This is a genomic window from Bacillus oleivorans (assembly GCF_900207585.1).
Taxonomy (GTDB): Bacteria; Bacillota; Bacilli; order Bacillales; family JC228; genus Bacillus_BF; species Bacillus_BF oleivorans.
The window spans coordinates 25,140-37,475 of record NZ_OAOP01000015.1 but is presented as its reverse complement, the minus strand read 5'-3'; the positions used below and the strand labels follow the sequence as shown (position 1 = coordinate 37,475).

The following is a 12,336-nucleotide window of genomic DNA, read 5'->3' as shown; positions in this document are numbered from 1 at the left end:
AAAAGTTTTAAGCGGGAATGAATCGATTAATATATAGGATACTGCATTTCTGAAAGCGAATTACGCAAACGCGAAAAAAATATCATTAATTATATACATATTTAGGAAGGAAATGGTTTATCCTAAAAAATGTAGAAATAAAGGAGGATTTGTAGACATAAAAACGTTGACAAATGATTTTGTGTGTTGTTATAATTTAAAATTTATTTGACTTATATCCTCCCCTTTGTTATAATAAATTGAGCGAGGTGGACGGAAATGCCAAAAACTTTAGCGGATATAAAAAAAGAATTTAGATTCCCAATTAGGAAAACGGTTGTTGCTTAAAGCCAATGGAGGTCGCAGAAAAACGATTGAGCGCTCAGGCGTCTTAGCAGAAACGTATCCATCCGTCTTTGTTGTCGAATTAGACCAAGATGAAAATGCTTTTGAGCGTGTATCTTACAGCTATGCAGATATCCTAACACAAACCGTACAGCTTACTTTTGATGAAGATCAAAATGGGAGCTTAGCATTAGGACAGCAGTAAACCTTTGTAGGTTTGCTGCTTTTTTATTTTTTGCCTGAAGAATTTAAAAGGAAATGTCGAAAAAACTATACGAAATCGTCTAACAAATTTAGGATATTCCGATAGGAATGACTTGGATGCCAGAAAAATTAGATCCTGTTTTTGAGGATGAGGGTTAACGGTAATTATTAATACATAGGGGTTAGCCGGAGGATCTATCGGTCAAGAAGGTTTCTACAGGTCAAAATCCTTTCCTATGAGTCAAAATCGGGTTTCTACGGGTTAATCTTGCTTTTTAAATTAATTTTGGACCAATCTAAGTTAATCGGCTAAGCTAATTGATTTTATGTATCAAAAAAAAGCCTCCCTTATTTTAGAAGTAGTCATTTTGTTGAACTTGTACAAAATAAGGAATGTCACTGGCTGTTATTTTCACAGATATACGGTTACCAAAGGGGGAAGCGATCATGGCAAGAAGACGAGGTATCATGTCAGATCACTTTAAAGAGGAGTTAGCCAAAGAGCTTGGATTCTATGATGTCGTTCAAAAAGAAGGCTGGGGTGGAATTCGGGCCCGCGATGCAGGTAACATGGTGAAAAGGGCCATCGAGCTTGCTGAACAACAACTCACGCAAGACAGAAAATAATAGATTTCATTTTTGATAACAGCTGTGACAGCGCGGGGAGAGATCCCCGCGTTTTTCTTTATTTGCTGAACTTTATGTTATATTAATACAATTATGATCATTTGCTTTTTATAGACAATCTTGTTAGTTTGGAAAGAAAACTCTATAGTATAGGGTAAATGTGGTAAAATACGATAAGAAACTGGGGACAAAGTCGGATCCTATTATTGGATAGGCATTTCCCGGATAACCAATTACACTTTAGGAGGATACGGCCTAACGGATTCTTAACGTACAGAAACAAGGAAACTGGTTTGGGGTCGATGTACATATGAAGTATTTACTAAAAGCACCTGCCAAAATTAATTTATCCCTGGACGTTTTATATAAACGGAGTGACGGTTATCATGAGGTTGAAATGGTAATGACAACTATTGACTTGGCTGACAGGCTCGAAATCGAAGAGTTAAACGATAATCAGATTAAACTTCTTTCACAATATCGATTTGTCCCGGATGATGATCGAAATCTTGCTTTTCAGGCTGCGAAATTAATCAAAGAACGGTTTGGCATAAAACAAGGTGTATCTATTTCTTTAGAAAAGAATATTCCAGTTGCGGCTGGACTTGCAGGGGGCTCCAGCGATGCAGCAGCAGTTCTGCGTGGGCTTAATACGATGTGGAAGCTTGGATTATCGAATTATGAATTAGCTGCACTTGGGGCTGAGATTGGTTCAGATGTCTCGTTTTGTGTGTATGGTGGGACGGCTTTAGCTAAAGGCAGAGGTGAGATCATCACACCACTTCCATCACCGCCTCATTGTTGGGTAATCTTAGCGAAGCCAACGATCGGAGTTTCTACAGCTGATGTGTATAAAAGATTGAATCTCAATGAAATTTCCCACCCGAATACGGCAGCTATGATTGAAGCATTAAAATCAAATGATTATAAGAAATTATGCAGCAATCTGGGCAATGTTCTTGAAAATGTTACCCTGCAATTGCATCCAGAGGTAACGGCAATTAAAAAGCATATGATAAAATTCGGTGCTGATGCAGTCTTAATGAGCGGAAGTGGTCCGACTGTATTTGGATTAGTTCAGTATGAATCACGACTTCACCGTATTTATAATGCCTTAAGGGGCTTTTGTGATCAGGTGTACGCTGTTAGAATCATCGGAGAATCTTCAGACCTTGCCTAAATCCGTACAATATGGCAAAATAGCTTTAAATTATTCGGTTTTTAATGCTTAAACCACTGAAATTGGAGAGCATTAACGATGGGAGTGAAGACTGTGAAGTTTCGACGAAGTGAGCGTCTCATAGATATGACACATTTTCTATTACAGCATCCTTGTCAAATTGTGCCTTTAACTTTATTTGCAGACCGTTATGAGGCAGCTAAATCCTCAGTCAGCGAGGATGTCGCTATTATTAAAGAGACATTTGAACAGCGTGGGTTTGGAACCCTTAAAACGGTTGCTGGTGCAGCTGGAGGGGTTCAATACTTCCCGGCCATTTCTGAGGAAGAAAGAGATTCATTCATCCAATTGCTGTGCGGACAACTTTCGCAGCCAGACCGGTTACTCCCGGGAGGTTATCTATACATGGCCGATATTGTCGGCAATCCCGAAATTGTAAAAGTGGTTGGCAAATTATTTGCTGCAAAGTTTGTCAATGAAAAGGTAGATGTAGTAATGACTGTTGCGACAAAGGGAATACCATTAGCTTATGCTACAGCGAGTGAGTTAAATGTACCCGTTGTCATAGTGAGAAGAGACAGTAAAGTAACAGAGGGACCAACGGTAAGTATTAACTATGTTTCAGGCTCGACAAAACGGATCCAAACAATGGCTTTATCGAAACGCAGTCTGCAAGAAGGAAGCAATGTGTTAATTGTTGATGACTTTATGAAAGCTGGCGGAACGATTAACGGCATGATGAGCTTACTTGATGAATTTAAAGCCCGTGTTGCGGGGATTGGGGTATTGGTTGAAGCCGAACATTCTGAGGAACGCTTAGTGGATCACTATCATTCTATTGTAAAGCTGTCTAAAGTAGATATTAAAGAAAGAAAAATTGAAGTAACAAAAGGAACTTTATAGTTATTTATTTTGAAAGGGGTAACTTAGATGAAAATAGTTTCAACTAATCAGGCGCCTGCAGCCATCGGACCATATTCACAGGGGATCGTTGTGAATAATATGTTTTATAGCTCTGGCCAAATTCCATTGACACCTGCAGGCACGATGGCAGAAGGCGGAATAGTAGAACAAACTCATCAAGTATTTGCAAATTTAAAAGCTGTTTTAGAAGCAGCAGGTGCTTCACTTGAAACGGTTGTAAAGGCAACTGTTTTTATTAAAAATATGGATGAATTTGCAAGTGTTAATGAAGTGTATGGCCAATATTTTTCAAATCATAAGCCAGCCAGGTCTTGTGTGGAAGTAGCCCGCCTGCCGAAAGATGCTTTAGTAGAAATTGAAGTAGTGGCTCTAATTAAAAAGTAAAAATATAAGCTAAAAGCCCCTTATTTTTCCTGTTTTTAAAATTTGTGCTAAATTTTTTCAAAAATTTTTATAAATAAAGAAGGAAATTAAATAATTTTGCAGAATATTTAGTACTAGATTTATCCAGGGGAAAAGGTGGTGAACAGGGTGGAAGTTACTGACGTAAGATTAAGACGCGTCAATACTGATGGACGTATGAGAGCGATTGCTTCGATTACATTAGACAACGAATTTGTTGTCCATGACATTCGTGTTATTGACGGGAACAACGGCTTGTTTGTTGCAATGCCAAGCAAGCGAACTCCAGATGGAGAATTCCGCGACATTGCACATCCTATTAACTCAGGCACTAGAGGTAAAATTCAGGAAGCCGTACTAGCGGAATACCACCGTTTAGGAGAAGTGGAAGATGTCGAGTATGAAGAAGCTGGAGCTTCTTAAAAATGAGAAACAAAATACAACAAGGGCCTACTTCTAAAGTATGGCTCTTTTTATTTCCTCCAAAAAATTCCTTCGCATTGCCGACCATAGACAAAATTCCTCACATACAATAGTCTAATCATGGCAATTATTTGTACTTTCGGGACTTTCCTTGAAAATCTAGGGTTTTTAAGATATATTCAATTTGACAAAAAGTTCGATATAAAAAATATCACTATTCTTATGTTAAATTTCTAAATTTAATAACCGGCCATTCTATTGATGAAAGGTTTGAAAATTAGACAATAATTGGAGGCATAGTATGGACCGTTTTGCAATCATTCTTGCTGCCGGTAAAGGAACAAGAATGAAATCAAAAGTTTATAAAGTGTTGCATCCAGTCTGCGGAAAAGCGATGGTACAGCATGTGATTGATGAAGTATCCAAGCTTCAGGTGCAGTCTATTTATACAATCATTGGCTATGGAGCCGAAGAAGTAAAGGCACAGGTGGGAGATGTAACGAATTACATCTTACAGGAAGAACAGCTGGGAACCGGACATGCCGTTATGCAAGCACAGGGAGAATTAGCCGGAAAGCAAGGGACCACGATTGTTTTATGCGGTGACACACCGCTGCTGACTTCCGAAACCCTTCAAGCTCTTATGAAGCAGCATGAAGAAGAAAATGCTGCTGTGACGGTATTAACCGCAAAAGCGGATGACCCCGCAGGTTATGGAAGGGTCCTAAGAAATCAAGATGGCAGCGTTAAAAAAATAGTTGAGCATAAAGATGCAACAGAGGACGAAAGAACTGTACAAGAAATTAACACAGGGACCTATTGCTTTGACAATGCCCTTCTTTTTCATGCACTAAGCCAAGTTTCCAATGATAATGCTCAAGGTGAGTATTACCTGCCTGATTGTATCGAGATTTTAAAACAAGAAGGTCATAAAGTATCGGCCTATCAAACTGAAGATTTTAACGAAACAATGGGAGTTAATGACCGGGTCGCTTTAAGCCAAGCAGAAGCTATTATGAGAGAGAGAATTAATCGAACTCATATGTTAAATGGTGTATCCATTATTGATCCTGCTAATACGTATATTGATGCAACCGTTAAAATCGGTCAGGATACTGTGATTCAGCCAGGTTCGATTTTAAGAGGAAACACGCAGGTCGGTGAGGATTGTATCATTGGTCCGCATACAGAAATAACAAATTGTAAAGTGGGAGACCGTAATCATATACGCCAATCTGTCTTATCGGAAAGTGAAGTAGGAAATGAAGTGCAAATTGGGCCGTTTGCTCATATTCGTCCAGAGTCTATGATCCATGATAAGGTGAAAGTTGGTAATTTCGTTGAGATTAAAAAGACTGTATTTGGAGAAGGAAGCAAGGCTTCACATTTAAGCTATATTGGTGATGCTGAAGTAGGCAAAGATGTTAATCTTGGCTGCGGTTCCATTACAGTTAATTATGACGGCAAAAGAAAGTACTTAACAAAAATTGACGATCATGTTTTTGTAGGCTGTAACTCAAATCTTGTCGCACCAGTTACCATTGGCAAAGGGGCATATATTGCAGCCGGATCAACCATCACTGATGATGTTCCAGGCGATGCCCTGTCTATTGCCCGTGCAAGACAAGTCAATAAAGAAAACTACGTGTCGAAGCTGAACATGAATAATGAATAAAAATTTTCTGGAGGTTCTCCCATGTCCAACTCATATGTAAATACAAATTTAAAGCTGTTTTCGCTTAATTCGAACCGGGGATTAGCTGAAGAAATCGCTAAAGTAATCGGTATTGAGCTCAGCAAAAGCTCTGTTTCTACTTTTAGTGATGGAGAAATCCAAATTAACATTGAGGAAAGTATTCGTGGCTGTGATGTGTTTGTGATTCAGTCTACAAGTGCTCCTGTCAACCAAAATATGATGGAGCTTCTCATCATGATTGATGCCCTAAAAAGAGCGTCTGCCCAAACTATAAATATTGTGATGCCTTATTATGGGTATGCACGGCAAGATCGGAAAGCACGTGCCCGTGAGCCAATCACAGCAAAGCTTGTGGCAAATCTTTTAGAAACAGCAGGAGCTACGAGAGTCATTGCTTTAGATTTACATGCCCCACAAATTCAAGGTTTCTTTGATATTCCAATAGACCACTTAATGGGAGTACCTATTATTTCTGAGTATTTCAAAGGGAAAGAGTGGAATGATGAGGTTGTTGTCGTATCACCTGACCATGGAGGCGTTACGAGAGCGAGAAAAATGGCTGAGTTATTAAAGGCACCAATTGCAATCATCGATAAACGCCGTCCCCGTCCAAATGTAGCTGAAGTTATGAATATTGTCGGGAATATTGACGGGAAAATCGCCATCATCATTGACGATATCATTGATACAGCAGGGACGATCACTTTAGCAGCGAATGCATTAATAGAAAATGGGGCGAAGGAAGTGTATGCATGCTGTTCGCATCCAGTTCTTTCCGGACCGGCTATTGAACGAATTGAGAACTCAAAAATTAAAGAATTAGTGGTTACGAATACGATTGAACTTCCTGAGGAAAAGAAAATTGATAAGGTCGTTCAGCTATCTGTGGCTCCTCTCATTGGGGAAGCGATTATCCGGGTGTATGAGAAACAATCCGTTTCAACCCTCTTTTAAACACGAACTATGTTTAGCCCGTCCTGTTTAGGGAAAAAACTATAGAGAGAGTTTGACTTCTAAAGTTTTGATCTAACAAAGGAAGGGGTTAAAGGAGATGGCAACTTATACTCTAGAAGCTGAGAAAAGGGAAAAGTCACGCCATTCAGTGTTAACAGGGCTTAGACAAGAAGGGAAAATTCCGGCTGTTGTCTATGGGCGGAAAAGCGAAAGTATGCCAATTTCTGTACGAGAAAAGGACTTCTTGAAAACAATTAGAGAAGCGGGAAGAAATGGGATCATTTCATTAAACATTAATGGAAATAAAACCGATGTCATATTAACAGATTACCAGCATGATTTCTTAAAAAATGAAATCATTCATGCCGATTTTTTTTCAGTCGATATGTCCTCTGATATTGAAGTGGAAGTTCAGGTTGTACTGGTCGGAGAAGCGGCAGGTGTCAAGGATGGCGGCGTCTTGCAGCAGGCAACCCATGAGCTTTCCATTAAGGCGAAACCGAAAGATATTCCTTCCGCAATCGAAGTGGATATTACGAGTCTCCAGGTCGGAGATACGGTTACAGTCGCCGATTTAAAAGGAAAAGGCGCTATTTATGAGATCAAGCACGATGATTCATTAGTTATTGCTTCGATTCTCCCTCCTAAGCAAGAGGAAGAAATTAATTCCGGTGAAGAGCAGGCTGAGGGAACTCCAGAAAAAGAAGAGGGTCGTGAAACAGAACCCGACACAAATGAAGAATAACAAAGGCGTAGCCAGTGGGTTACGCCTTCTTCAGTTAATTCTGGAGTGTTCATGAATGTTCTGACCTGCTTTGTCATCTCAATTGATTTATGCATCTTTTCGTATAATTTGGTAGAATCAGTTTGATGGAATGTAAATAGAGGTGAGTAGGATGAAATTAATCGTTGGGTTAGGGAACCCAGGTTCACAATATGATAAAACTAGACATAATATAGGATTTGAAGTGATAGACCAATTATCAGAGCAGCTACAAACTCCTTTAACGATTCAAAAACATAAAGGAATCCTGGGAAAGGGTTCGTACAATGGTGAATCTTTCATCCTGTTAAAACCATTAACGTATATGAATCTTTCAGGGGAATCCATCGGTGAAGTCAGCCATTTTTATAAAATCGAACCTTCTGATATTGTCGTTTTATATGATGATTTAGATCTCCCAGTCGGAAAAATCCGCCTTAGACAAAAAGGTAGTGCTGGAGGACACAATGGCCTCAAATCGACAATTCAGCATTTAGGTACGACTGAATTTAACAGGATTCGGATTGGAATCAATCGTCCGGCGGCAGGAATTCCTGTTCCTCAATATGTATTAGGCAAATTTACGAAGGATGAACAGGAAATGATGGCTGAAGCAGTGAAGACTTCGGCCAATGCGTGCGAGGCATGGTTAACCAAGCCGTTTTTGCAGGTAATGAATGAATATAATTAAAAGGGTTCTGCATCATGCGGACGAATTGAATATGGTCATGTTAAAATTTGTGAATAATTTCCCTTCACGACGTAAATACTAAAAAAAAATGCATCAGGAGGGAAACTTATGTCACTCCATTATCATTGCAAGCATTGCGGCACAAAAATTGGCTCTTTGGATCAAGTTTCTTTGCATACAGAGAGATTAGGGTTTCATAAATTAACAGAAGAAGAGCGGCAAGAAATGATTGAATATTCACCTACTGGCGATATTCATATTAAAAGTATTTGTGAGGATTGCCAAGAAGCACTGCAAAGAAACCCAGATTTATACTATTCAGATTTCATTATTCAATAAAGAAAGCTTTGGACTTTACCTCCAAAGCATTTTTCTATTTACTTTAAAACTATTGATTTGAAGTTTTTTGGGAGGGGCAAGTATTGAAAGGATTGCTTCAGCACTTTCTAGAACAAGATGATGTAGGATCGATTATAGAAGGCATTCACGAAGGGCTAGAAGAACAGTTAGTGACCGGTTTGTCTGGTTCATCTAGGGCGATTTTAATGACAGCTGTTCACGAACATACAAAGCGGCCTTTAATTATAGTAACCTACAATCTTTTACAAGCACAAAAGCTATACGATGATATAAGCTCTCTGCTGCCAGAGGAGTTTGTGTATTTATATCCTGCTAACGATTTAATTGTTGCAGACTTTAGCGCGGCTAGCCCAGAGCTTAAGGCCCAGAGAATTGAAACATTAAACCAATTGGCGAGAGGAAATGCTCGTGTTCTGATTGTTCCGATTGCAGGATTAAGAAGATTACTGCCGCCCCGAACTATTTGGGAAAGCTATCAGCTTTCCTTTCAAATCGGGGAAGATGTCGATTTGGAACAATTACTGCAAACTCTTATTCAAATGGGGTATACCCGGACTGAGATGGTGCAATCACCGGGTGAATTTAGCTTGCGTGGCGGAATCTTAGATTTGTATACGCTAACAGAAGAGGACCCGATACGGATTGAATTTTTTGATACTGAAGTAGACTCCATTCGTACCTTTTCTATTGATGATCAGCGTTCCAAACAAAAATTAGATTCTATTATTGTCGGTCCTGTTCAGGAATCCTTATTAGATGATGTTCATATAGAGCGGATGGCAAAAGGACTCGAAGCTGGAAGAGCTAGAAGTCTCCAGAAGCTAAAAGATGATACGGTAAAGAAAAAATTAGTTGAATTTATTCAGGTTGAAAAAGAGCGGATTCTCCAGAGAAAGGATGAATATACGTACCGTTATCTATCGCTTGCCTATGAAGATCCTGCAAGTTTACTAGATTATGCACCTGTAGATTCTGTTGTTTTTGTAGATGAGTACAACCGGATCGTGGAGACGAATCAAACATTAGAAAAAGAAGAAATAGAATGGTACACTAGTTTGCTTTCTGAAGGGCAAATGATTCATGACATATCCTTTTCTCATTCATTGGATGGAACTTTGAAAGGGACTCGTTTTCCGCTTCTATTTTTATCGCTGTTTTTAAAACAGGTTCCAAACTTTAGTCCGCAAAATATTATAAGTTTTTCTTGTAAGCCGATGCAGCAGTTTCATGGGCAAATGAATTTACTAAAGCAGGAACTCGCCAGGTGGGAAAAGAGCGGGTTTACCGTTCTTTTTACTGGATCTACCCATGACAGGGTAAAAAAGCTAGAGAGGGTACTTGAGGATTATGAAATCGAAAGTCTGCTTTTAGAAGATACATCTGCTTTACTCAAGGGGAAAACTCAAGTAGCTTATGTTCCGCTTCAAAGCGGCTTTGAGCTTCCAATGCTGAAGCTCGCCGTTATTACCGAAGAAGAGCTCTTTCAAAAGAAAGCAAGAAAAACCAGTAGAAGACAAAAGCTTTCCAATGCAGAACGGATTAAGAACTATTCTGAATTAAAACCAGGTGACTATGTGGTTCATGTTAACCATGGGATTGGGAAGTACTTAGGCATTGAAACTCTTGAAATTAATGGGATTCATAAAGATTATCTCCATGTAAGGTACCAAGGGGATGACAAACTTTACGTTCCAATAGAACAAATTGATTTAGTCCAAAAATATGTCGGTTCAGAAGGCAAAGAACCGAAAGTCTATAAACTAGGCGGAAGCGAATGGAAACGGGTAAAGAAGAAAGTTCAATCCTCCGTTCAGGATATTGCTGATGACTTAATTAAGCTCTATGCAGAGCGGGAAGCTTCAAAAGGGTATGCTTTTTCGCCAGACAGTGATCTCCAGCGGGAATTTGAAGCTACATTTGTTTATCAGGAAACCGAAGATCAGCTAAGATCCATCCATGAAATCAAAAGAGATATGGAAAAAGAGCGGCCGATGGAACGCCTGCTCTGTGGAGACGTAGGCTATGGAAAAACTGAAGTTGCGATCCGGGCTGCCTTTAAAGCTGTAATGGATGGGAAGCAAGTAGCCTTTTTAGTGCCTACTACAATCCTGGCCCAGCAGCATTATGAAACGATGCGAGAGAGATTTCAGGATTTCCCGATTCAAGTCGGATTAATGAGCCGTTTTCGTACTAAAAAGCAACAGCAAGAAACGATTAAGGGCCTTAAAAACGGCACAATTGATGTAGTCGTTGGGACTCATCGAATCCTTTCAAAGGATATTCAATATCATGACCTCGGTCTGCTCATTATTGATGAAGAGCAGCGTTTTGGCGTGACGCATAAAGAAAAAATTAAGCAGCTCAAAGCTAATATTGATGTTTTAACCTTAACAGCAACACCGATTCCAAGAACATTACACATGTCTATGTTAGGGGTAAGAGACCTATCTGTTATTGAAACACCGCCTGAGAATCGTTTTCCAGTACAAACCTACGTGATGGAGTATAACGGATCCCTTGTAAGAGAAGCGATTGAAAGAGAATTGGCACGTGATGGACAGGTTTATTTCCTTTATAATCGGGTGGAGGATATTGAAAGAAAGGCTGAAGAAATATCAATGCTAGTCCCTGAGGCAAGGGTTGTTTATGCCCACGGAAAAATGGCGGAAAGTGAATTAGAGTCTGTCATTTTGAGTTTCATTGAAGGAGAGGCAGATGTATTGGTCAGCACAACCATTATTGAAACAGGGGTTGATATTCCAAATGTGAACACCTTGATCGTTCACGATGCTGATAAAATGGGTCTGTCACAGCTTTACCAGCTAAGAGGACGGGTAGGCCGAACAAATCGGGTAGCCTATGCTTATTTTACCTATCGGCGCGATAAGGTATTAACGGAGGTAGCGGAAAAACGTCTGCAAGCGATAAAGGAGTTTACTGAACTAGGCTCTGGTTTTAAAATTGCAATGCGCGATTTATCTATCCGCGGAGCAGGAAATTTATTAGGAGCACAACAGCATGGCTTTATTGATTCAGTCGGATTTGACCTTTACTCGGATATGTTAAGAGAAGCAATAGAGGAAAGAAAAGGCCGTGATCATACAAAACAGGAAAAAAGAACAGTTGAGATTGATCTAGAGATTGATGCCTATATTCCGGATGCTTATATTACGGATGGGAAGCAGAAGATCGAGATGTATAAAAGATTCCGCAATCTTTCAACCTTTGAGGAGATTGAAGAATTAAGAGAAGAAATGGTGGACCGGTTTGGCGACTATCCAATGGAGGTTGAAAGGCTCTTTACCATTTCCGAAATAAAGGTTCGGGCGGGATTGATTCAGCTGGAATCTATTAAGCAAGTGAAGGATTCAATTACTATTCTTGTGTCTGAGCAGGGAAGTCAGCTAATTAATGGAGAAAAACTATTCTTAATGACAAGCTCGCTTGGAAGGAAAGTAGGACTCGGAATGGAAGGAAATCAATTAAAAGTTGTTTTGTATCTTCATGGCCAGGAAACGAAAGATTGGTTTGCGCTGCTTGAAAAAGTCATCATTGGAATGTCAGATGCCCTTAAGCAAGAGAATTATGTTTCGTAAAAATGGAAATTGAAATAAAAGTGTAACATACATGTAATTAAACAATGTTTACTGATTAGAAAAATGGGTAAATAATTGTTACATTTCATAATTATGGAATCCGGCTTGGCCAAAAGCAGCTTTAAACCGCTGTTTTAGGTTACTCTACTAGAATTGGATAGCTGTACCGTCTATTCCAAAGTTTTTAAAGTA

11 protein-coding genes and 1 pseudogene are annotated in these 12,336 nt (G+C 39.4%); all 12 read left to right on the top strand.

The window, feature by feature from the left end; all coding sequences use genetic code 11:
• Positions 1-258 precede the first annotated feature (258 nt).
• The 12 genes and pseudogenes from veg (at position 259) to mfd (ending at position 12,144) form a co-directional block, all read left to right on the top strand.
• Positions 259-529, top strand: a pseudogene (veg, locus tag CRO56_RS21925) (biofilm formation stimulator Veg).
• Positions 530-975: 446 nt separating this feature from the next.
• A complete protein-coding gene (locus tag CRO56_RS21920) occupies positions 976-1,155 on the top strand; it encodes a small, acid-soluble spore protein, alpha/beta type (RefSeq protein ID WP_097160770.1) in 180 nt (59 codons plus the stop codon).
• A 310-nt stretch (positions 1,156-1,465) separates the two neighbouring features.
• Complete coding sequence (ispE, locus tag CRO56_RS21915) at positions 1,466-2,335, top strand: 4-(cytidine 5'-diphospho)-2-C-methyl-D-erythritol kinase (protein WP_097160769.1); 870 nt, start codon at positions 1,466-1,468, stop codon at positions 2,333-2,335.
• 93 nt (positions 2,336-2,428) lie between these two features.
• Positions 2,429-3,238: a pur operon repressor gene (gene purR, locus CRO56_RS21910; protein ID WP_097160791.1), complete on the top strand. Its 810-nt coding sequence runs from the start codon at positions 2,429-2,431 to the stop codon at positions 3,236-3,238.
• Positions 3,239-3,265: 27 nt separating this feature from the next.
• Positions 3,266-3,643, top strand: coding sequence for a 2-iminobutanoate/2-iminopropanoate deaminase (gene ridA, locus CRO56_RS21905; protein ID WP_097160768.1), 378 nt, complete (start codon positions 3,266-3,268; stop codon positions 3,641-3,643).
• Between the two features lie 147 nt (positions 3,644-3,790).
• Entirely contained in the window at positions 3,791-4,084 is a 294-nt protein-coding gene (gene spoVG, locus CRO56_RS21900; protein ID WP_097160767.1) for a septation regulator SpoVG, read from the top strand.
• 301 nt (positions 4,085-4,385) lie between these two features.
• Positions 4,386-5,759, top strand: coding sequence for a bifunctional UDP-N-acetylglucosamine diphosphorylase/glucosamine-1-phosphate N-acetyltransferase GlmU (gene glmU, locus CRO56_RS21895; protein ID WP_097160766.1), 1,374 nt, complete (start codon positions 4,386-4,388; stop codon positions 5,757-5,759).
• Positions 5,760-5,780: 21 nt separating this feature from the next.
• Positions 5,781-6,734 carry a ribose-phosphate diphosphokinase gene (locus CRO56_RS21890; protein ID WP_097160765.1) on the top strand — a complete coding sequence of 318 codons (954 nt, stop codon included), beginning with the start codon at positions 5,781-5,783 and terminating at the stop codon, positions 6,732-6,734.
• Between the two features lie 97 nt (positions 6,735-6,831).
• On the top strand, positions 6,832-7,479 hold the full coding sequence (locus CRO56_RS21885) for a 50S ribosomal protein L25/general stress protein Ctc (RefSeq protein ID WP_097160764.1): 648 nt from the start codon (positions 6,832-6,834) through the stop codon (positions 7,477-7,479).
• A 151-nt stretch (positions 7,480-7,630) separates the two neighbouring features.
• On the top strand, positions 7,631-8,188 hold the full coding sequence (gene pth / locus CRO56_RS21880; protein ID WP_097160763.1) for an aminoacyl-tRNA hydrolase: 558 nt from the start codon (positions 7,631-7,633) through the stop codon (positions 8,186-8,188).
• 108 nt (positions 8,189-8,296) lie between these two features.
• On the top strand, positions 8,297-8,527 hold the full coding sequence (gene fin, locus CRO56_RS21875; RefSeq protein ID WP_097160762.1) for an anti-sigma-F factor Fin: 231 nt from the start codon (positions 8,297-8,299) through the stop codon (positions 8,525-8,527).
• An 83-nt stretch (positions 8,528-8,610) separates the two neighbouring features.
• A complete protein-coding gene (mfd, locus tag CRO56_RS21870) occupies positions 8,611-12,144 on the top strand; it encodes a transcription-repair coupling factor (protein WP_097160761.1) in 3,534 nt (1,177 codons plus the stop codon).
• The last annotated feature ends 192 nt before the right edge of the window (positions 12,145-12,336 follow it).

What these genes read in the sequence shown, in the direction of transcription:
- CRO56_RS21920 (WP_097160770.1), top strand. Translation starts at nt 976, where the DNA reads ATGGCAAGAAGACGAGGTATCATGTCAGATCACTTTAAAGAGGAGTTA.
- ispE (WP_097160769.1), top strand. Translation starts at nt 1,466, where the DNA reads ATGAAGTATTTACTAAAAGCACCTGCCAAAATTAATTTATCCCTGGAC.
- ridA (WP_097160768.1), top strand. Translation starts at nt 3,266, where the DNA reads ATGAAAATAGTTTCAACTAATCAGGCGCCTGCAGCCATCGGACCATAT.
- glmU (WP_097160766.1), top strand. Translation starts at nt 4,386, where the DNA reads ATGGACCGTTTTGCAATCATTCTTGCTGCCGGTAAAGGAACAAGAATG.
- CRO56_RS21890 (WP_097160765.1), top strand. Translation starts at nt 5,781, where the DNA reads ATGTCCAACTCATATGTAAATACAAATTTAAAGCTGTTTTCGCTTAAT.
- CRO56_RS21885 (WP_097160764.1), top strand. Translation starts at nt 6,832, where the DNA reads ATGGCAACTTATACTCTAGAAGCTGAGAAAAGGGAAAAGTCACGCCAT.
- pth (WP_097160763.1), top strand. Translation starts at nt 7,631, where the DNA reads ATGAAATTAATCGTTGGGTTAGGGAACCCAGGTTCACAATATGATAAA.
- fin (WP_097160762.1), top strand. Translation starts at nt 8,297, where the DNA reads ATGTCACTCCATTATCATTGCAAGCATTGCGGCACAAAAATTGGCTCT.